Consider the following 17,774-nt stretch of genomic DNA (forward strand, 5'->3'; position numbering starts at 1 on the left):
TCGCGGCCGCCGTGCTTCCCTTCAGGGGGGCGCCGTTTGGGGATGCGTCCTGACGAGGCGGCGATGGGCGGATCCTGGCTGGGCGTGGCGGCGGCGCTGGCGCATGTCGTGATCGTGATCGCGGCCCTCGTGGTCGTGCCGGGCGACCGCAAGCCGTCCTCGGCGACGGCGTGGCTGCTGCTCATCACCGGCGCGCCCTTCCTCGGGCTGGCCCTCTTCCTGATGATCGGCGACCCGCGCCTGCCCCGGCGACGGCGCGAGCTGCAGGCCCGGATGGGCGAGGCGATCGCGGCTTCGCTCGCCGCCCTGCCGCCCGAGCGGCTGGCGCTGTTCGATCCGGAGGTGCCAGCGCGGGACCGGCGGCATGTGGAGCTGGCCCGGAGCCTGGGCGGCATGCCGGCGACCGGCGGCAACAGGCTCGACCTGCTGTGGGGCTATGACGGGATCGTGGCCCGCATGGTCGAGGCGATCGACGCCGCGACCCGCTATGTCCATGTGGAGTTCTACATCGTCGCCCTCGACGAAACCACCGAGCCCCTGTTCGCCGCGCTGGAGCGGGCCGTGGGCCGGGGCGTCAGGGTGCGGCTGCTCTTCGACCAGATCGGCTCGCGCAAATTTCCGCGCAAGCGGGAGATGCGGGAGCGGCTGACGCGCGCCGGCGTCGAGTGGCGCGCCATGCTGCCGATCCTCGGCGTCCGGGAGTGGCTTCGCTTCGACCTGCGCAACCACCGCAAGCTTCTGGTGATCGACGCCGCGGTGGCCTTCACGGGCTCCATGAACCTCATCGAACGGGGATACCACCGCGCGGACGGCCTCACCTATGAGGAGCTGTGCGTGCGCATCGAGGGGCCGGCCGTGCTCGAGCTGGACGCGGTCTTCACGGTGGACTGGCTGTCGGAGAGCGAAGGCAAGCCTGGCGAGATCGCCGCGGCGGCGTCTCCCGGGACCGCGGCCGCGCCCGGGGCCGTGGCCCAGGTGCTGCCCAGCGGCTCAGGCTTCGACGACGAGAACAATCTTCGCCTCTTCACCGCGCTGGCCCACGCCGCCCGGCGCAGCCTGACGATCGTGACGCCCTATTTCGTGCCGGACGAGGCCCTGATGCTGGCCATCACGAGCGCCGCCCGCCGGGGCGTGGCCGTGACGCTGGTCAACTCCGAAGCGGTCGACCAGGCCGTGGTGGTGGCCGCCCAGCGCTCCTTCTATGAGGAGCTCCTGCGCGACGGCGTCGAGATCCGGCTGTACCGGGCGCCCGTGCTGCTGCACGCCAAGTCGGTCGTGGTGGACGACGAAATCGCCACTATCGGCAGCAGCAACCTCGACATCCGTTCCTTCACCCTGAACATGGAGGTCACGCTCGTGGTCTATGACCGCGCCTTCGTGGACCGGCTGCGGGAGGTGATCGGCGGCTACGTCGCCAACGCCAGCCGCGTCACCCTGGAGGAGTGGCGTCGCCGCCCCGTCCGCAAGCGCCTGGTGGAGAACATCGCCAGGCTCACCGCCGCCCTGCAGTGATCAGAACCAGCCCCGGACCTTGAACCAGACGAGCGGCAGGACCGCGCTGAGCACGATCGCCAGGACGGCGAGCGGGTAGCCGTAGCGCCAGTCCAGCTCCGGCATGGCCTTGAAGTTCATGCCCCAGATCCCGGCGAAGACCGTCGGCGGAATGCCCGCCACCGACGCGATCGTCAGCACCTTGAAGACGTCGTTCTGCTCGATGGTGATGAAGCCCAGCACGGCGTCGAGCAGGAACTGCACCTTGTTGGCGAGGTGGCCCTCATAGTCGTTCAGCGAGGCGATGTCCTTGGTCACGGCGCCGAGCCGGACCCGGATCTCGGGCCCGATCCAGGCGTTTCCGACGTCGCTGGCGAAGGAGGCGATGCGGCCGACGCCGAGCAGGACGTCGCGCGCCTGCGACACTCGCTCGCCGATCGCGCCGAGATGGCTGAGCGTCACCCGCAGGCGCTTGGTGGAGCGGACCGCGTGGCGGGGGTTGGAGGGATCGCCGCGAAACACCGACCGCGAGGTCTTCTCCAGTTGCGCTCCGAGATGCTCCAGCACGTCCGCGCCCCGGTCGACGATGGCCTCCAGCAGCGCCACGAACACGCCGACGCCGCTGGCCAGGGTCTCGTCCTTGCGGATCTGCTCGGTCACGGCGTCGAAGGCGGCGAGCTCGTCGTAGCGGATCGTCAGCAGCAGCCTCGGCGACAGCACGAAGCCGGCCGGCGAGACATGGTGCTCGTCGTCGGAGCCGCGCCCCACCACCGGGGTGCTGAGATAGAGCACGTCGCCCTCGACGATGAGCCGGCTCGACGCCTCGATCTCGCTCAACTGGGCGCGGGAGGGCGTCCGAAGGCGGGCGCGGCTCTCCACGAAGGCGCGCTCCTCGTCGGTGGGATCGAGCAGGTCGATCCAGATCACGCCGGGCGGCAGGTCCAGGCCGGTGCTGGCGCGCACGGCTCCGTCTTCGTCGCGGTAGAGCGTCAGCACAGGGCGGCCCGCCTCAGGCTGGGGGCCGCCGCGCGGAAGCGCTCCGCCTCAACGCGCGACACGATGGTCTCGTGCGCCGCTTTCTCGTGGGGGAACCGGTCGGCGAAGCGCCGCGTCTCGACGAAGCCGAGGCGCCGCGCGACCCCGATCGAGGCGGCGTTGCGGGCGTCGACCCAGGTCTCGATGGAACCGAGCCCCAGGACGTCGAAGCCGACACCCAGTGCCGCGCGGCAGGCCTCCGTGGCGAGCCCGCGGCCCCACAGATCCCGCCGCAGGATGTAGCCGAGGCCGGGCTCCCCGGTCGGGGCGTCGAGCAGGTAGACGAGCCCGGCCGGCTCGGGCCGGGCTCTCAGCCGCAGCGTCCAGGCGCCATGGGCCGACCGGCGCAGCGCCTCGACGACGTCGCGGGTCTCGTCTGGATAGCGATGCGCCGGGCTGTCCCAAAAGCGCATGGCCTCCTCGTCCGAGAAGGCGACGAACAGCCCGCCCGCATCGGCCCCCTCCAGGGGCGCGAGGCTAAGCCGCGGCGTCTCCAGCGCCGTCGAGTCGCGCATCACAGGGCCCGCCAGCGCCGCCCGTCGCGGGCCAGCAGGTCGTCGGCCTCCGCCGGCCCGGCGCTTCCGGCCGGGTAGGACGCGAGGGGAACGCCGCCCGCCTTCCAGGCGTCCAGGATGGGCTGCACGACGCGCCAGCCCGCCTCGATGTTGTCGGCGCGCTGGTAGAGCGTCTGGTCCCCGATCATGGCGTCGTAGATCAGCGTCTCGTAGCCGGTGCTGGGCTGCAGCTGGAAATGGTCGGCGTAGGAGAAGCTCATCTGGACGCGCTCCAGCGTCACCTCCGGGCCGGGCCGCTTGGCCCCGAACTGCAGCGAGATGCCCTCGTCCGGCTGGATCTGGATGATCAGCCAGTTGCCGGGGCAACGCTCCACGCCCGTGCCGCGAAACAGCGCCAGCGGCGCGTGCTTGAACTGGATGGCGATCTCGGTGTCGCGCACGGTGAGCGACTTGCCGGTCCGCAGGTAGAACGGAACGCCGGCCCAGCGCCAGTTGTCGATCATCAGCTTCATGGCCACGTAGGTCTCCGCCTCGCTCTGGGGCGAGACGTCCGGCTCCTGGCGGTAGGCCCGGCGCGCGTCGCCCTTCACGGTCCCGGCGCCGTACTGGCCGCGGACGACGCGCGTCGCCGCGTCCTCGGGCGACAGGGTCTGGGTCGCGGTCAGCACGTCCTGCTTGCGGCTTCGCACCGCATCGGCCTCGAACGAGGCCGGCGGCTCCATCGCGGTCAGGGTGAAGAGCTGGAAGAGGTGGTTCGGCACCATGTCGCGCAGCGCGCCGGTGGTCTCGTAGAAGCGGCCCCGCTTCTCCACCCCGACGGTCTCGGCGACGGTGATCTGGACGTGGTCGACATGGTCGCGGTTCCAGATCGGCTCGAAGAAGCCGTTGCCGAAGCGGAACGCCATGATGTTTTGCACCGTCTCTTTTCCGAGGAAATGATCGATGCGGTAGATCTGGTCCTCGTCCAGCACGGTGCGGATCTCGGCGTTGAGCGCCTTGGCGCTGGCCAGATCGTGGCCGAACGGCTTCTCGATGATGACGCGGCGCCAGGCCTCGCCGTCCTGCCGGGCGAGGCCGGCCTCTCCCAGGCGCCGGATCACCGGTCCGAACAGGGCCGGCGCCACCGCCAGGTAGTAGAGCACCCCGCCCCGAGCCCCCCGCCCGCCCCGGCTGGCGGCGATCCGCTCGCCCAGGCGCTGGAAGGTCGTGGCGTCTTCGAGGTCGCCGGCGAGATACTCCATCCCGGCCACCACCCGCTCCCAGGCCGGGCCGTCGACCGCCGAGCCGGCGTCCTGGCCGGGCCGCGAGGCCGTGAAGCGCTTCAGGGCGGCGGTGAGGTCGGCCTTCAGGGCGCCCTCCTCCTGCTCGGTCCGGCCCACGCCGATGACGGCGAAGTCCTCCGGCAGGAGGCCCCAGCGCGACAGGTTGTAGAGCGCCGGGGTGAGCAGGCGATGCGTGAGGTCGCCGGTCGCGCCGAAGATCACCAGCGTGCACGGGCCGGCCGGATGAGCCACGGCGCGGCGTTCGGATGCGGTCTCCAGTGCGCCCGGATCGTTCATGGCTTGCCTCCTGATGCGGCGCGTCCGAGCGCAGGTCTGAGGCGGCCGCCGCGCCGGCCGGCTCGCGCCGGGCCGGGGCCTCGCCGCTCCCGGGCCGCTGCACCCAAAAGTGTTGCAACCACGTGACGACAACTCGCGCAACGCCGGAGAGTTTGCGCCGGGCGTCCGATTGGCCCCGGGCTTGCACGACGCTCCGTGTCCGAAACCCGCGTCCGACCGGCTCGTCCGTCGATGCTGTCGGTCCGGCGCGGCCCCACCGTGGAGGGCCTCATGCGCGCGCTTGCGTTGGCGTCGATGGTTCTGGCTGCGTCACCGGCCATGTCTCACTCCTGGTATCCCTGGGAGTGCTGCTCCGACAAGGACTGCGAGGCGCTGTCTCCCGACAGCGTCCGCATCATGCCGAACGGGTATGCTCTGCCCAATGGCGAAACCATTGCGTTCCGCGACGTCCGGATGTCGCCCGATCGCGATTTCCACTGGTGCAGGCACGCCTGGGCCCGCGAGAAGGTGATCCAGCCGGCGGGCGGCAAGGTCTGCCTCTTCGCCCCGATGGGCGGCGTTTAGCGCCGGTCGTCGCGGCCCCGGGCCCGCCAGGGCCGCTGGGCCGCGGCGCCCGCTTACGGGCAGATATAGCCGCGCGCGCCGTCCGGCGCGCAGCGCGCCCCGTTGGGCAGGACGACGCCGCCGCGCCCGTCCGGGTTCACCCGCGCGCCGTTCGGCAGCGTGAAGCCGCCGGAGGGATCGGCCGCCACGACCGCGCCGTCCGGCAGGATGTAGCCGCCCGAGCCGTCATAGCTGATCCGCTTCGCGCCCGGACTGACCGGCTGGACGGCCGAAGGCGATGACGGAGCGGAGACCCTCGTGGTCGAAGGCATGCAACCCGCGACGCCCGCCGCGACCAGGACGATCATTCCCATGCGCATTGAAAACCCCATTGCTACAGCCCAACCTGGGCCATTAAACCCGAATGCGGACGCCTGCCAAGCGTTCCGCCGCCAGCCGGAAAGCGGCCCGATCCGCGGCCGATGTCACAAAAACCACACAGGGCCGGGCGATGCGGCCCGACACGCGCCAGCGCGCGTCCAGCCCATCTCCGGGAGCGCAGCATGACCCGCAATGTTCGAGTCGTCATCACCGGCCGCGTGCAGGGCGTCGGCTACCGCGCCTGGACCGAGCGCCACGCGCTTCGCAGGGGCCTGTCCGGCTGGGTGCGCAACCGGGTCGACGGCTCGGTGGAGGCGGTGTTCTGCGGCGATCCGCAGGCCGTCGACGACATGCTGCTGGCCTGCCGCCACGGGCCCAGGGCGTCCGAGGTGACGCAGGTGACGACGTTCGACGACGCCGAGCCCGTCGGCGGCGGCTTCGTCCTGCTGCCGACCGCCTAGCCGCGCTCCTTCAGGATGAGCATGACGTTGCGGACATAGATGAACACCGACAGCGCCTGCCCCAGGATGATGACCGGTTCGCGCCGGACGATGCCGTAGACCAGCGTCATCAGGCCGCCGAGCAGCGAGAAGAACCAGAAGGCCATGGGCATGACGCTGCGCCCCGCCCGCTCGCTCGCGATCCACTGCACCAGAAAGCGCGCCGTGAACAGCAACTGGGCGCCGATGCCGAAGGCCAGCCAGAAGTCGAAGCGGGCGATGAACACGTCCCAGAGGTAGTCGGCGAGGCCGTGCGAGAAGGCGACGAGCATCAGGCGTTCTCCCGCGGGGCCCCGGACGGCTGGATCTCGACGGCCTGCGGGACGCGCCGGCGGCGGCGGATGAGCCACCACACCCCGGCGAGGTCGAGGATGCCGACCCAGAGACGGTCGAAGAAGCCGTAATTCGACACCCCCGTCAGGCGCGGCCGGTCGATCACGTCGACCAGCACGACCTCGTAGCCCTCGCGGCGGACGAGGGCCGGCATGAAGCGATGGAGCGCGTCGAAATAGGGCAACGCCAGATAGACCTCGCGCCGCACGGCCTTGAGGCCACAGCCGGTGTCGCGTGTGCCGTCCTTGAGGACGCGCGAGCGAACGCCGTTGGCGACGCGCGACTGCAGCTTCTTGAAACCCGTGTCCTTGCGGCCGAGGCGCTGGCCCGCCGCCAGCCCGGCCCGCGGCCCCGCCGCCTCCAGCGCCGCGACGAGCCGGGGGATGTAGGCCGGGTCGTTCTGGCCGTCGCCGTCGATGGTGACCACGATGGGGGCGCGGGCCGCCCTCGCCCCGGTCCTCACCGCGGCGCTCTGGCCGCAGCTCTCGGCGTGGCGGATGCAGCGCAGCCAGGGGCGCTGAGCCGCGAGTTCGCGCAGGACGGCCGGCGTGCCGTCGCTCGAGCCGTCGTCGACATAGACGACCTCGAACGGACCATGCGGCGCGCACGCCGCCTCGATCTCGGCGACCAGGGGGCCGACATTGTCCTGCTCGTTGCGCACCGGGACGACCACGCTGATGCGCGGCGTCGCGGCGGCCTGCGGGCCTGCCTCGGGGATGACGCTCATGGAGGGCTGGCCTTCGGAGCGGCCGCGTCGGGCGCGGCTTCGGCCGGCTTCGGCGCCTCGGGGGCGGCCGGCGGCGCGGTGGGCTCGGACGCGGGCGCGGCGGGCGGCGGCTCAGCCTTGGGGACGTCGGCCGCCGGAGCGACGGCCGGAGCCGAAGCCGCGGGCGCCGGAGCCGCCGTGGAGGCGTCGCGCAGATAGACGCCGATGTCGAGGCGGCGGCCGCCATTGAGGTTGAGGCCCTGCACCCGCTCCGTCAGGCGGGGGGTGAGCCCCTCGCTGCGGGCGGCCTCGATGAATTGCGGCTCCATCGACCGCACCACGAAGGCGATGCGGCATGGCGACTGCGCCAGGAAGCGGGCCGCCCCCTCGCCGTCCGTCATGGCGAGGCCGGTGCCTCCCAGGAAGACGAGGCTGGGCTCGCGGTATCCGGCGGTCGCCAGCGCCGGGGCGGCGCAGCCCGCGCCTTGCCCGGCCGTGCGGGCCGCGGCCATGAGCCTCGGGCTCAGCGCGGTCGTCCGGAAGGCTGGCAGCGCGAAGGCGTAGACGCCCCAGCACACCGCGAGCGCGGTGAGGGCGGCGTAGAGCGCGGAGGTGCCGAACAGGCCGTCCACGATGGCGCGCCAGGCCAGCCACGAGAGCGCGACCGCGCCCGCCAGGATGGCGAGCGCCGCGACGGGCAGCGTCCGCTCATACTGGAAGAACCCGACGGCCACGGCGCCCAGAAGCGCGACCACGACCAAGGGCAGCAGCGCGGCCACGACCTTGGGGCCCCAGCCGCGCAAGGCGAGAGCGCCCTGCTCGGCCGCGATGCCGGTGAGGATGGCCAGCGCCGGATAGAGCGGCAGCACGTAATGGGGCAGCTTGGTGGGCACCAGTTCAAAGACGATCCACATCGGGACCGCCCAGGCCAGCGCGAACAGCACGGTCGGCGAGCGTCGCGCCCGCCACACGAAAGGCAGCGCCAGCAGGAAGAAGGGCGCGAGCGGCCACCCGGTGGCGAAGAAGGCCGCCAGGTAGGACCCCGGAGGGGCGCCGTGGGATTCCTTGCCGGACCCCACCTTGGCCAGCATGTCCTGTCCGACCGCCTCCTGGAAGAAGGCGCCGCCGCTCTTCAGCGTGATCGCCACCACCCAGGGGGCGACGATGACGACGACGAGCGCGAGGCCTGGCAGCGGCCGCAGCCGCTTCAGCCAGCCGGCGCGCCGGTCGGCGACGGCGAGCGTCAGCGCCGCGAGCCCGACCACGGCCGGCGTGATCGGCCCCTTCACCAGGACGCCCACGCCGATCGCGGCCCAGAACGCCGCGACCCAGCCCCAGGAGAGGCGCCACCCCCGGTCGTCCTGGTTCATGTAGACCCGGGCCAGCGCGGCCATGGCGATCGCCACCGTGGCGGCGACGACGGCGTCCGTCTTGGCCAGGCGAGCCTCGACCCCGAGCAGGATCACCGACGCCGTGAGGAGCGCGGCGACGAAGGCCGCCCTGCGGGTGGAGAGCGCCACGGCGGCCGCATAGGTGAACAGCACCGTCAGCATCGCGCCCAAGAGCGAGGGCAAGCGGTAGAGCCAGATCGTGGTGCGCGCGGCGGGAACCCCCAGCGCCTCGCCGGCCGACACCGCCGCGGCCTGCATCCAGTAGATCCCGACGGGCTTCTTGTGGCGCGCCTCGCCCTGGAAGCGGATGTCGACCGGGTCGCCGGTCTCCAGCATCTGCTTCGAGGCCTGCGCGAATCGTGGCTCGTCCCGATCCATCGGCGGCATGCCGCGCAGGCCCGGCGCGAACAGGGCCAGGCAGATCACCACCAGCATGGCGGCGGCCCGCGCATGGCTGGCCTCGACGAAACCGAACAGGCGCTCGAAGAGCGGCGGAGAGGACATGGACGACCCCGGCAGAGCCTCGCGGGTGAGAGGCGGCCCTCCCGAGCCGAGGCGGCCCGGCGGGAGGCATAAGGGCTTTCGCGGGAATTTCCAACCCGCACGAGTTGCGGGACGCAATCATGCTGCGGCGGAGGATGGGGCGAGGCTGTCGCGCCGGGTGCATCTCATGCCCGAAGCGGTCAAGGCGGAGATGTGCGCTGGCGCACATCCATCAGGTGAAAAGAACCAAGACTGGGCGCAGGGCTTCGTCAAAGTTGAACATGGGGTTGGCACGTGTCGAAAGTATCCGCCTTGACCCATGAATTCGCCCGCCAGCTTCGTGCGATCGGGCGCCGGTCGGCCCTCAGCGACCAGGAGCTCGAGGCCCTGGTCAGGGCCGTGCGGCTGACATTGGCCGCTCCGTCTCCCGCCATGCTGCGCGCCGGCTGGGGCCACCATCTCAACCTGGCCGACGAACTCGGCCTGGAATTCGCGCAGGACGACTATTCGCGGATGATGGAGGCCGCTTTCGCCTCCGCGGAAAGCAGTTTCGAGCCGGACGACGCCGTTCAGGACTGTTTCAACGTCGTCGAACGCGCATCCGACGCTCCCGTGGCCTCGTAATCGGGCCGGTCCGGGCGTGTTGGCGAACCCTGCTTTGTAGGTTTCGGAGCGCCGATTCCAGTTCCCGACCGCCTGTGTCCTTTCTGTGACGGTCGAATGATCGGAATCAGAGTAGTATCCACATATTGCAACTTCCTCCCTGACTTCGGCCCCGCTCCGGCGGGGCCTTTTCTATGCGCGGCCCGAAAGTCGCCGGCTTGCGTCGAATTGGACGCATTTCGGCGACGAACCGATCACGGGTTCGTGGGAGCATTCAGGCGTGGGGCGGAGATCCGCAAAGACGATGATGATGCGCCGGAACGAAAGCTTCGCCGAACTGCAGGTCGCCAACTCCCTGCTGCGCAGCGCGCTCACCGACCTGACGACCGCCTTCGCGCTCACCCATCCCGGCGACGCCGTCCGCGAACTGGAGCAGCTCGCGCTGCAATGCCGGGAACGCGCGGCCTACATCCTCGGCCGCATCCCTCCCGACGCGCCGCGCAGCGTCGTGCTGGAGGAGATCTGCGACCAGATCTCGGACGCGCTGCTCGACGCCAAGCTGCGCCTGGCCGTCCGCCCGCCGCCCGAACCGCTCCGCCCCGCACCTCAGCGGATGGCGCTCGCGGGCTCCCGGGCGGGCTGACCGCACGCGCCGAACCGGCCTTGCTCATGATCAAGTCTCGTTAACCATGGGACGAAGTCCTGCGTGACTTGCCGCGCCTCCTGACGTTCGTGTTAACGAATTGTTAAGGAGTCGCAGGATGAGGCTGATCGACGTCGCGCGGTGCCCTCGCTGTCTGGGGGCCATCGCGCCTCTTGGCGAGCGCTACGCCTGCCAGAACGCAGCCTGCGGGCTGTCGAAGCGCAGCTTCATGAGCGTCAGCGGACAGCCCGTTCTCGTCGACTTCGAAGCCAGCATCTTCACCGAAGGCGCGTTCCAGGACGGCCGCGGTTCGGTGCGTCCCCGTGACGACACCGGACAATCGCTGAAGACCCGCCTGAGGGAGCTCGTGATCGGCAGCAACCCCGTCGCCGCGGCCATGTGCGCGCGGCTCGTCCGGGAGGCCAAGCGAGTGCGGCCGAGGCCGGCCATCCTGGTGATCGGCGGCGGCGCGGTCGGCTCCGGTGCCTCCGAGCTCTACGAGAGGGACGACATCGACCTGGTCTGCACGGACGTCTACGCGTCCCGTCACACCCATTACGTGGCGGACGCCCACAAGCTCCCCTTCGCCACGGGGACGTTCGACGCCATCTGGATCCAGGCGGTGCTGGAGCACGTGCTGGATCCGGCCATCGTGGTCGCCGAGATCCACCGGGTGCTGCGTCCCGGCGGGCTCGTCTACGCCGACACGCCCTTCATGCAGCAGGTCCATGAGGGCGCCTATGATTTCACCCGCTTCACCCTGAGCGGGCACCGCTGGCTTTTCCGGAGCTTCGAGGAGGTGGATTCGGGCCCGGTCGGCGGGGCCGGCACGGCGACGATCTGGTCGATCCGCTACCTGCTCCGGGCGCTCGGGGCGCCGGACAAGGCCGCGACGGCGCTCACCCTGCCCTTCTTCGCGCTGCGCTTTCTCGATCGCGTGGCCCGCCGCCGCAACAACGCGGACGCGGCCTGCGGCGTCTATTTCATGGGCAGGCGCAGCGAGGTGGCGATCCGGCCGGCCGACATGCTGGCCTATTACGAGCGCCAGGCGGCGAAGCCCCGCACCACCCGCCGCGCCGAAGGCCTCACGGCGGCCGGGGCCTGATCAGCCCTTGGCTCGAAGGGTCTTGCCGGCGGCGAGGCCGGCCAGCATCTCCGGCAGGCTGAGGACGCCATTGGCCACCCGGTGGGCCTCCTCGCGATCGAGGCCGCGCTCCGGGCCGTAGTGGATCCAGCACACGGACGTCATGTTGACGGCGCGGATCAGGAAGAAGCCGGCGCCTTCCAGAAGCTGCCACGGCAAGGGCAGCCTCTGGAAATTGACGGGCGCCCAGGCGGTTTCCGGCGGGTCGATCGCGCCCATCAGGACCGGGATCTGGGCGATGGCCCCCGCCGTCCACAGCGCGTCGTCGAGGAGCAGCCGGTCCTTGGGGTCGCCGTCGTCGAACGAGAGTTCGCCCGCGTCCACGAAGGCCAGGCGCAAGCCCGTCGCATCGGCGATGGCGTAGCCCCCGGTCTCGCGCAAGACCGACCACGGCGGCGGAAAGTGTCGCAATTCGGACATCACGCGCAGCAATGGCCGTCATCTATGGCGAGCGCAAGGGCCGCCTGCCGCCTCGCTGGTGAGAGCCGGGGCTGGGCTTCGCCTGTTACCGCACTAAATGTTGCGTGGTCATTTGTCATGAAGCACGTTTCGGCGCCCGTTGAGGACCCCCGATGCCCGACGCCCTGATCCAACGCGCGGACGAACTTTTGCGCCTGTCCAGCATCGAACTCGCCCACGCCAGAACCCTGCGGGAGGAGCTGCGAGCCTCCAGGGTGGTCACGGCGGAGGCCGTCCGCCAGCTGGCCGACGTCCGCCGCCGCCTGTCGGCGGAGCGCGTCAGCCAGGCCGCCGCTCGCGCGTCCCAGAGCGGCTGAGCCGGCGGGCCGCTTTCGTCATTTGAAGCTTCGTGCGCGACGGGACGATGGCGGGCGGCGCGGGAACGCTCGCTGCGCCCCGGCCATTTTGGCGCCGCACTAGAGCCATACAGCATACATGAAACTATCCGTCGCCGGCTGCGTCGCAAGCCGGCGCCCACGGAGTGGTTGCTGGACGATGCCCGAACTCAGGATCTATCCGCTTTACGCCAAGACAGACGGCTCGGTGGTGTCGCTCGGCGACGTGCGGTCCTTCGATGACGCGGCGGCGATCGTGACGGCGGCGCGCCATATCCGGGAGCAGGCGGATCTCGGCACGATCGGCGCCGAGGACGTGGTGTGGATGATGGGACCGGGCGGCCGGGTCGTCCTCAAGCCGGTGCAGGTCAGCCAGGCCCCCGCCCCTCCGCCTCAGCCGATCAGGGCGGCGCCCGTTCATCTCAGGCCGCGCAACAGCCCGCCCTTCTGCGGCTGCGAGGTCTGCGGGTCCAGGCGGCGCTGGGGCCTGCGCCATGACGCGCTCCGCCCGATCGCGGGACTGCCGGAGCTGTCCGGCCCATGGCGCCGCTTCGAGGCGGTCGCTCTGGAGCCTGCGGCGCCCGCCTGACCCCGCCCGCTAGGGCGCGGCCATGAAGGTGTCGGCGGCCTGGAAACGGGCGGCGCCCGACAGGTCGCGGGCCTCGAAGACGACCGGGCCGGACGCGGCGCCGGCGCCGGTCAGCGTCGCCCGGACCTCGACCGTGGCGTCCCCCTCCGCCTCCACGGTCTGGCTGCCGATCAGCGCCAGCGCGACGTCGCCGCCGCCCGTCACCGCGATCGCGAAGGTCCTGGCCCGCCGGTCCTTGTTGACCAGGCGCAGGGTGTAGCCGTTGCGGACCCTGCCGTCGGAGAGGCGGACGGCCGTGGGATTGCGGTCATGCAGGACGGTGAGCGACCCGGCCGTGCGCTGCGCCAGCGCCACGCCCATGCCGCCGGCCAGCGCGAGCGCCGCGGCGGCGAGGCCCAGGGTCTTGGGCCGGATGACGCGCCGGCTCTGCGGCTCGCGGCGGCGGCCACGCTCGATATTGGTCCAGCTCTCATAGGCGATCAGGCCGGTCGGCCGGTTCAGCTTCGTCATGACGCCGTCGCAGGCGTCGACGCAGAGCCCGCAATTGATGCAGGCGAAGTTCGGCCCCTCGCGGATGTCGATGCCGATGGGGCAGACCGTCACGCATTGCAGGCAGTCGACGCAGTCCCCGGCGGGCTCGCCGGCGGCGCGCAGCTGCTCGGCCTTCTTGGCCGAGCCGCGCGGCTCGCCGCGATAGTCGCGGTAATTGACGGTCAGCGCCTCCGGATCCCAGATGGCGCCCTGCAGCCGCGGCCACGGACACATGAAGGTGCATACCTGCTCGCGCGCGAAGCCCGCCAGCAGGTAGGTGAGGCCCGCGATGATGGCGACCCACGCATAGGCCAGCGCCGAGGCCTCTCCGGCCATCAGGTCGCGGAGGGTCTGCGGGGCGTCGCCGAAATAGAGGACGAGGCCGGCGCCGGTCCAGGTCGCGATGGCCAGCCAGGCGGCGTGCTTGGCGGCGAGCTCGGCGATCCGCCTCGGGCCGAGCCCGGCCTCGCGCTTGCGCAGCCTCTCGCGCCTGTCGCCTTCGATGGCGCGCTCCACGGCGAGGAAGAGGTCCGTCCAGACGGTCTGCGGGCAGAGGAAGCCGCACCAGACCCGGCCCGCCACGGCGTTCAGGAGGATCAGGACGAGCGAGGCGAGGATCAGCAGGCCGGTGAGGTAGTAGAGCTCCTGCGGCCAGATCTCGATGAAGAACACGTAGAGCCGGCCCTTGACGAAATCGAAGAGCACGGCCTGGCCCGGCGCGTCCGGCCCGCGATCCCATCGCAGGAAGGGCAGCAGCCCGTAGACGGCGAGGCAGAACGCCAGGGAGGTCCATTTGATCCGCCGGAAGCGGCCCTTCACCGATTGCGGCGTGACCGGCCCGCCGGGCCGGGGCGCGTCGGCCTTGCGGCGGGGAGCGCTCGGCGCAGCCGGCGCGCGGACAGGCGCATCGGCTTGCGGAAGGGGCCGGCGGCGGGCGTGGGAGATGTCGAGGGCGACCATGGGAGCTCCGGGGGAACGATGTCCACCACCCGTAGTCCGAACCGCCGAAAGGCTGTTTGTCGGGGAGCAAAGACCGGAGCGGTCGTCCCAGGAGCGCGTCAGGCGCGCGGCGACAGCCAGGACCGGATGCGGGACGCCAGCGCCTTCACGAGGCCGGCGTCGTCCCGCACCAGGCGGAAGCCCAGATTGGTGGGCGGCGCGCCGACCGAGCAGCCGCCGGCGCGGGCGTCGCGCACGAAATCCGTCACATAGGCGCGATGCTGCCCTTCGACGACGCGCACGCCGCAATTGACGGTGCGCGGGCCGGTCGGCTCGCCGGCGGCGTCGAGGCCCTGGCGCAGGAAGCAGGTGTCGGTCCACTCCCAGACATTCCCGGCGAGGTCGGCGAGGCCGCGCCGGTTCACCCCGAAGCCCCCGATCGGGCGCGGCGCCTTCTCGGCGAAGGCCGGGCGGGCCGATTCCTGCTCGTATTTGGCCAGCCAGCGCTGGGTGAAGGAGTCCGTTCCGTCGTCGCCCAGGACGGCGTCGTCGTGGAAGCGTTCCTGCGCCGCATAGGCCCATTCGACGTCGGTGGGCAGGCGCCAGGCCTCGCCGGTCTGGCGCGAGAACCAGGCCGCGTAGGCGGTCGCGTCCTGCCAGCTCACGCCGATGGCGGGCAGGTCGGGACGGCCCCCCTCGCCGCCGCTCCGGCGGTCGCAGCCGCCGGCCGCGACGCAGCGGTCGAATTCGGCGGCGCTGACCTGGCGCTGCATGACGATGAGCGGCTTGCTGAAGGCGTAGGTCCGCAGCGGCGCGTTGACGGTGCGCCCGGCCACGGCGAAGTCGCCCGCGACCCGATACTGGAAGGCCCCCGGCGCCACCATGACCACCGCGGGGCGCTCGGACGGCGCCGTCGGGAGATGGGCGAGGCCGGTCGCGCCCGCCAGCGGCGCGGCGGCCAGGAGGGCGACCTTGAGGGCGAGCTTGGTTTTGACGATGGCCAGCATGGCGTGAGCCTCTGCGTGGAAGGGAGGAGCGGCCCGCCTCGGGACGGGCCGCCCGGGCCGTCAGTGCTTGTGGGCCGCCGGGGCCATCTCGAGCGCCCCGGTCTTCTCGCCGGCGCCGATCGGGCCGGGAGGCGTGACCTGCTTCATCAGGTCGTCGTTCCACTTGCCCTCGACCTTGAAGTGGGCGGTGGCGCCCAGCTCCACGGCCTCGATGAGGTTGTGGTTCACATAGGCGTAGATGCCGGGCTGCTTGAAGGTGTAGAGCGCGGCCCCGGCCGATCCGCCGCGGATGAACCAGGTCTCCAGGTCCTTCTCGGGCCGGTTGGCGAATTTGCCGCTCTCCCACACATAGTCGCCATGCCCGCCGATCAGGTGCGGACGGGTGTCCCGGTTCGCCTGGCTGTGGACCAGAAGCACCTGCTCGCCGACCTTGGCGGTGAGCGCGTTCTTGCCCGTCAGGGCGCCGACCTTGCCGTTGAACACCTCGTGGGTGGGGATCAGCTTGCGCATCACCTCGACCTGATCGGGATAGGCCTCGCCGGCGCTCTCATAGGACTTGAACTTGCCCTTCTCGTCGCGCGGAACGTAGAAGTCCTGCTCGCCGATGTAATAGGCCTTGTCGTAGTGCAGCGGCTTGCCGTTCTCGTCCTTGAGGCCGTCGCGCGGCAGCACCATCACGGCGCCGTTCATGCCGGAGGTGACGTGCCAGGGGATCATCGCCCCGCCCGGCGCGCAGTGATAGACGAAGACGCCGGCCCGGTCCGCCTTCCAGCGCAGCACGGTCTGCTCGCCGGGGTTCACCATCGTGAGCTCGCCCCCGCCCAGTCCGCCCGTGGCGGAATGGAAGTCGATGTTGTGGGCCATCATGTTGGTGTCGGGGTTGACTAGCGTCAGCTCGACATAGTCGCCCTGGTGGACGACCATCAGCGGGCCGGGCACGGACCCGTTGAACGTCATGGCGTGGATCTTGGTGCCCTCGTTGTCGATGACGAGCTGCATCTCCTGGATGATCATCTTGAACTGGACGACCTTCGGGCCGGCCTTGGTGGCCTGCTCATGGGAGTGGATGAAGGGCGGGGGGACGAGCTCGACCTGCTCGCGGGGGAGCTTCGCGACGTCGTCGGCGAGCGCCGGGACGGCGGCGACGAGGGAGGCGAAGGCGGCGGCTGCCATCATGGCGCGGCGGGTGAACATGGATGTCTCCGTGGTTTGATGTCTTTGTTCCACGAACGAGACCATGCGCCGCGTCCGGCCTGTCTTCTTTGCTGCGCAACAAAGTCCGGAAGACCTTGTCGCGGCGACTTCGGCGCGAAGGCGCCTCAGGCCGCCAGCGCCGGAGAGGAGAACACCGCCTCCTCCAGGCGCTCGAGGACGTCGGCGAGGCGACTGTGCAGGGTGCGGGCCAGCGAGTCCCGGTTCAGCGGGACGGCGCGGGCGGCACGCGCAGCGCAGTTGATCGCGAACTGGACGTCGGCGAGCGGCAGGTCGGCGCGGACCTGACCGTCGCGCGCATGGGCCCAGCCCGCATCCGCGATGGCGCGCATCCGGGCCGCGGGGCGGTGGTCGCCGGCGTGGAAGCCCAGCGTCTCCGGCGGCAGCGCGACGAGGAGCTCCAGCGCGGAGAACTGCGCGGCGGGCATCATCAGGCGGATCTTCATGGCGTCGTCTCCATCGGCGAAGGCGCGCATTCGCGCCCGCCCGCCCCAGTTGTAGACGGGCGGGAGCCCGCGCTAAATCCGTCAATGACCCAATGGGTGTTTGCCCGGAGAGGAGCGTCCGGTCAGAACCAGGCCAGGAGCCCCGCCAGCGGGTCCCGGCCGATCAGCAAAGCGTGGCCCTGGACCACGAACCACGCGTAAACCAGGAGCGCGGCCGCGGCCGGCGGCCCCAATTCGCCCCAGCGCGCGGCCGGGGCCCTGCCCCCCAGCAGCGCCGCGAAGGGCAGGATCGAGGTGCGGCCCGCAAGCGCGGTCCAGCGGGCCTCGCCGAGCCGCAGCCGCGACTTGCGGTCGAGCAGCGCGAAGCCGGCGGCCGAGAGCGCCGCCATCGCCCCGAAGGTGACGGCCGGGACCAGCCGCCCGTTCGGCGGAATGTGCGCGGCGGCCCAGAGCAGGAAGCCCCACAGCACGGGATGGCGCGTGACGCTGGCGATGGCCGGCGCCTTGCCGCCCGCCCGCAGGCTGATCGAGAGCGGGTTGGGGGCCGCCAGCCCCGCCAGGATCAGGACCAGCGAGATCGGCATCGCGACGAACGGGACCATCCACTGCCAGGCCGCCGGCTCCCATAGCACGACCGGCTCGGCGGCGAGCCCGGCCCGGACCACCCACGCCAGCAGCGCCAGCGACAGCACGGAGTAACCGGCCAGATAGGCGGGCCGCCCCACCCTGGCGATCAGCCAGGGCCGGACGCCCGGGGCCGATGGGACCAGATGGGCCAGCAGGAAGGCGCCGAGCGCCGCGAGGAACTGCGTCATGGAAAGCTCTTCGCCCGCCTGCGGCGCGGGCGTCTTTGTCGGGCGTCAAAGTCCGCCGCCGGAGCGCCCGCCCCGGCCGGCCATTGGCGGGGTGCTTGTCGGGGAGCAAAGACC

21 protein-coding genes are annotated in these 17,774 nt (G+C 71.3%); 8 read left to right on the forward strand and 13 right to left on the reverse strand.

Annotation, left to right across the window (positions count from 1 at the left end):
- Positions 1 to 63 precede the first annotated feature (63 nt).
- The gene (cls, locus tag ABEG18_RS12645; protein WP_406858410.1) at positions 64 to 1,512 is read left to right on the forward strand and encodes a cardiolipin synthase; all 1,449 of its coding nucleotides are present in this window, start codon (positions 64 to 66) and stop codon (positions 1,510 to 1,512) included.
- Here cls and ABEG18_RS12650 read toward each other — a convergent pair whose 3' ends face one another.
- From ABEG18_RS12650 to zwf, 3 genes are read right to left on the reverse strand one after another with little or no spacing between them, the layout of a single operon-like run.
- Positions 1,513 to 2,487 carry a magnesium transporter CorA family protein gene (locus tag ABEG18_RS12650; RefSeq protein ID WP_406858411.1) on the reverse strand — a complete coding sequence of 325 codons (975 nt, stop codon included), beginning with the start codon at positions 2,485 to 2,487 and terminating at the stop codon, positions 1,513 to 1,515.
- Entirely contained in the window at positions 2,481 to 3,041 is a 561-nt protein-coding gene (locus tag ABEG18_RS12655) for a GNAT family N-acetyltransferase (RefSeq protein WP_406858412.1), read from the reverse strand. Before ABEG18_RS12655 ends, ABEG18_RS12650 begins: the two co-directional genes overlap by 7 nt.
- Positions 3,041 to 4,600: a glucose-6-phosphate dehydrogenase gene (zwf, locus tag ABEG18_RS12660; RefSeq protein WP_406858413.1), complete on the reverse strand. Its 1,560-nt coding sequence runs from the start codon at positions 4,598 to 4,600 to the stop codon at positions 3,041 to 3,043. The genes ABEG18_RS12655 and zwf overlap by 1 nt, the downstream gene beginning before the upstream one ends.
- A gap of 270 nt (positions 4,601 to 4,870) precedes the next feature.
- Between zwf and ABEG18_RS12665 the strand changes: the two genes are divergently transcribed.
- Positions 4,871 to 5,164, forward strand: a complete 294-nt coding sequence (locus tag ABEG18_RS12665) for a hypothetical protein (RefSeq protein WP_406858414.1) — start codon at positions 4,871 to 4,873, stop codon at positions 5,162 to 5,164.
- Positions 5,165 to 5,217: 53 nt separating this feature from the next.
- Here ABEG18_RS12665 and ABEG18_RS12670 read toward each other — a convergent pair whose 3' ends face one another.
- Positions 5,218 to 5,523: a hypothetical protein gene (locus ABEG18_RS12670; protein WP_406858415.1), complete on the reverse strand. Its 306-nt coding sequence runs from the start codon at positions 5,521 to 5,523 to the stop codon at positions 5,218 to 5,220.
- Positions 5,524 to 5,706: 183 nt separating this feature from the next.
- Here ABEG18_RS12670 and ABEG18_RS12675 point away from each other — a divergent pair, with 183 nt between their 5' ends.
- Positions 5,707 to 5,985 (forward strand): acylphosphatase, encoded by a 279-nt coding sequence (locus ABEG18_RS12675; RefSeq protein ID WP_406858416.1) that lies wholly within the window; start codon positions 5,707 to 5,709, stop codon positions 5,983 to 5,985.
- Here ABEG18_RS12675 and ABEG18_RS12680 read toward each other — a convergent pair.
- The 3 genes from ABEG18_RS12680 to ABEG18_RS12690 are packed head-to-tail and all read right to left on the reverse strand — an operon-like array spanning position 5,982 to position 8,958.
- A complete protein-coding gene (locus ABEG18_RS12680; protein ID WP_406858417.1) occupies positions 5,982 to 6,296 on the reverse strand; it encodes a lipid-A-disaccharide synthase N-terminal domain-containing protein in 315 nt (104 codons plus the stop codon). The two genes, ABEG18_RS12675 and ABEG18_RS12680, sit on opposite strands and share 4 nt — an antisense overlap.
- The gene (locus ABEG18_RS12685; protein WP_406858418.1) at positions 6,296 to 7,084 is read right to left on the reverse strand and encodes a glycosyltransferase family 2 protein; all 789 of its coding nucleotides are present in this window, start codon (positions 7,082 to 7,084) and stop codon (positions 6,296 to 6,298) included. The genes ABEG18_RS12680 and ABEG18_RS12685 overlap by 1 nt, the downstream gene beginning before the upstream one ends.
- Positions 7,081 to 8,958, reverse strand: coding sequence for an ArnT family glycosyltransferase (locus ABEG18_RS12690; RefSeq protein ID WP_406858419.1), 1,878 nt, complete (start codon positions 8,956 to 8,958; stop codon positions 7,081 to 7,083). Before ABEG18_RS12690 ends, ABEG18_RS12685 begins: the two co-directional genes overlap by 4 nt.
- Before the next feature lie 291 nt (positions 8,959 to 9,249).
- Between ABEG18_RS12690 and ABEG18_RS12695 the strand changes: the two genes are divergently transcribed.
- From ABEG18_RS12695 to ABEG18_RS12705, 3 genes are all read left to right on the forward strand, one after another.
- On the forward strand, positions 9,250 to 9,561 hold the full coding sequence (locus ABEG18_RS12695) for a hypothetical protein (RefSeq protein WP_406858420.1): 312 nt from the start codon (positions 9,250 to 9,252) through the stop codon (positions 9,559 to 9,561).
- 283 nt (positions 9,562 to 9,844) lie between these two features.
- Positions 9,845 to 10,183 carry a hypothetical protein gene (locus ABEG18_RS12700; RefSeq protein ID WP_406858421.1) on the forward strand — a complete coding sequence of 113 codons (339 nt, stop codon included), beginning with the start codon at positions 9,845 to 9,847 and terminating at the stop codon, positions 10,181 to 10,183.
- 118 nt (positions 10,184 to 10,301) lie between these two features.
- Positions 10,302 to 11,288, forward strand: coding sequence for a class I SAM-dependent methyltransferase (locus tag ABEG18_RS12705; protein ID WP_406858422.1), 987 nt, complete (start codon positions 10,302 to 10,304; stop codon positions 11,286 to 11,288).
- On the opposite strand, the gene ABEG18_RS12710 is transcribed toward ABEG18_RS12705, so the two are convergent.
- Entirely contained in the window at positions 11,289 to 11,708 is a 420-nt protein-coding gene (locus tag ABEG18_RS12710) for a hypothetical protein (protein WP_406858423.1), read from the reverse strand.
- 191 nt (positions 11,709 to 11,899) lie between these two features.
- On the opposite strand from ABEG18_RS12710, the gene ABEG18_RS12715 reads away from it, so the two are divergent.
- Both ABEG18_RS12715 and ABEG18_RS12720 read left to right on the forward strand, forming a co-directional pair.
- Positions 11,900 to 12,103, forward strand: coding sequence for a hypothetical protein (locus tag ABEG18_RS12715; protein WP_406858424.1), 204 nt, complete (start codon positions 11,900 to 11,902; stop codon positions 12,101 to 12,103).
- A 178-nt stretch (positions 12,104 to 12,281) separates the two neighbouring features.
- Positions 12,282 to 12,710, forward strand: a complete 429-nt coding sequence (locus ABEG18_RS12720; protein WP_406858425.1) for a hypothetical protein — start codon at positions 12,282 to 12,284, stop codon at positions 12,708 to 12,710.
- 9 nt (positions 12,711 to 12,719) lie between these two features.
- On the opposite strand, the gene ccoG is transcribed toward ABEG18_RS12720, so the two are convergent.
- The 5 genes from ccoG to ABEG18_RS12745 form a co-directional block, all read right to left on the reverse strand.
- Positions 12,720 to 14,201 carry a cytochrome c oxidase accessory protein CcoG gene (ccoG, locus tag ABEG18_RS12725; protein WP_406858426.1) on the reverse strand — a complete coding sequence of 494 codons (1,482 nt, stop codon included), beginning with the start codon at positions 14,199 to 14,201 and terminating at the stop codon, positions 12,720 to 12,722.
- 98 nt (positions 14,202 to 14,299) lie between these two features.
- On the reverse strand, positions 14,300 to 15,187 hold the full coding sequence (locus tag ABEG18_RS12730; RefSeq protein WP_406858427.1) for an SUMF1/EgtB/PvdO family nonheme iron enzyme: 888 nt from the start codon (positions 15,185 to 15,187) through the stop codon (positions 14,300 to 14,302).
- A 60-nt stretch (positions 15,188 to 15,247) separates the two neighbouring features.
- The gene (nirK, locus tag ABEG18_RS12735; RefSeq protein ID WP_406858428.1) at positions 15,248 to 16,381 is read right to left on the reverse strand and encodes a copper-containing nitrite reductase; all 1,134 of its coding nucleotides are present in this window, start codon (positions 16,379 to 16,381) and stop codon (positions 15,248 to 15,250) included.
- Between the two features lie 125 nt (positions 16,382 to 16,506).
- Positions 16,507 to 16,845 (reverse strand): hypothetical protein, encoded by a 339-nt coding sequence (locus tag ABEG18_RS12740; protein WP_406858429.1) that lies wholly within the window; start codon positions 16,843 to 16,845, stop codon positions 16,507 to 16,509.
- A gap of 122 nt (positions 16,846 to 16,967) precedes the next feature.
- Positions 16,968 to 17,660 (reverse strand): NnrU family protein, encoded by a 693-nt coding sequence (locus ABEG18_RS12745; RefSeq protein WP_406858430.1) that lies wholly within the window; start codon positions 17,658 to 17,660, stop codon positions 16,968 to 16,970.
- Positions 17,661 to 17,774: the final 114 nt, after the last annotated feature.

Source organism: Alsobacter sp. KACC 23698, from assembly GCF_045348435.1.
Taxonomy (GTDB): domain Bacteria; phylum Pseudomonadota; class Alphaproteobacteria; order Rhizobiales; family Beijerinckiaceae; genus Alsobacter.

Bases quoted from the DNA above. Each gene is read 5' to 3' on its own strand.
- cls (WP_406858410.1), top strand. From the start codon at position 64: ATGGGCGGATCCTGGCTGGGCGTGGCGGCGGCGCTGGCGCATGTCGTG.
- ABEG18_RS12655 (WP_406858412.1), bottom strand. From the start codon at position 3,041: ATGCGCGACTCGACGGCGCTGGAGACGCCGCGGCTTAGCCTCGCGCCC.
- zwf (WP_406858413.1), bottom strand. From the start codon at position 4,600: ATGAACGATCCGGGCGCACTGGAGACCGCATCCGAACGCCGCGCCGTG.
- ABEG18_RS12665 (WP_406858414.1), top strand. From the start codon at position 4,871: ATGCGCGCGCTTGCGTTGGCGTCGATGGTTCTGGCTGCGTCACCGGCC.
- ABEG18_RS12670 (WP_406858415.1), bottom strand. From the start codon at position 5,523: ATGCGCATGGGAATGATCGTCCTGGTCGCGGCGGGCGTCGCGGGTTGC.
- ABEG18_RS12675 (WP_406858416.1), top strand. From the start codon at position 5,707: ATGACCCGCAATGTTCGAGTCGTCATCACCGGCCGCGTGCAGGGCGTC.
- ABEG18_RS12680 (WP_406858417.1), bottom strand. From the start codon at position 6,296: ATGCTCGTCGCCTTCTCGCACGGCCTCGCCGACTACCTCTGGGACGTG.
- ABEG18_RS12685 (WP_406858418.1), bottom strand. From the start codon at position 7,084: ATGAGCGTCATCCCCGAGGCAGGCCCGCAGGCCGCCGCGACGCCGCGC.
- ABEG18_RS12690 (WP_406858419.1), bottom strand. From the start codon at position 8,958: ATGTCCTCTCCGCCGCTCTTCGAGCGCCTGTTCGGTTTCGTCGAGGCC.
- ABEG18_RS12700 (WP_406858421.1), top strand. From the start codon at position 9,845: ATGATGATGCGCCGGAACGAAAGCTTCGCCGAACTGCAGGTCGCCAAC.
- ABEG18_RS12705 (WP_406858422.1), top strand. From the start codon at position 10,302: ATGAGGCTGATCGACGTCGCGCGGTGCCCTCGCTGTCTGGGGGCCATC.
- ABEG18_RS12715 (WP_406858424.1), top strand. From the start codon at position 11,900: ATGCCCGACGCCCTGATCCAACGCGCGGACGAACTTTTGCGCCTGTCC.
- ABEG18_RS12720 (WP_406858425.1), top strand. From the start codon at position 12,282: ATGCCCGAACTCAGGATCTATCCGCTTTACGCCAAGACAGACGGCTCG.
- ccoG (WP_406858426.1), bottom strand. From the start codon at position 14,201: ATGGTCGCCCTCGACATCTCCCACGCCCGCCGCCGGCCCCTTCCGCAA.
- ABEG18_RS12730 (WP_406858427.1), bottom strand. From the start codon at position 15,187: ATGCTGGCCATCGTCAAAACCAAGCTCGCCCTCAAGGTCGCCCTCCTG.
- nirK (WP_406858428.1), bottom strand. From the start codon at position 16,381: ATGTTCACCCGCCGCGCCATGATGGCAGCCGCCGCCTTCGCCTCCCTC.
- ABEG18_RS12740 (WP_406858429.1), bottom strand. From the start codon at position 16,845: ATGAAGATCCGCCTGATGATGCCCGCCGCGCAGTTCTCCGCGCTGGAG.
- ABEG18_RS12745 (WP_406858430.1), bottom strand. From the start codon at position 17,660: ATGACGCAGTTCCTCGCGGCGCTCGGCGCCTTCCTGCTGGCCCATCTG.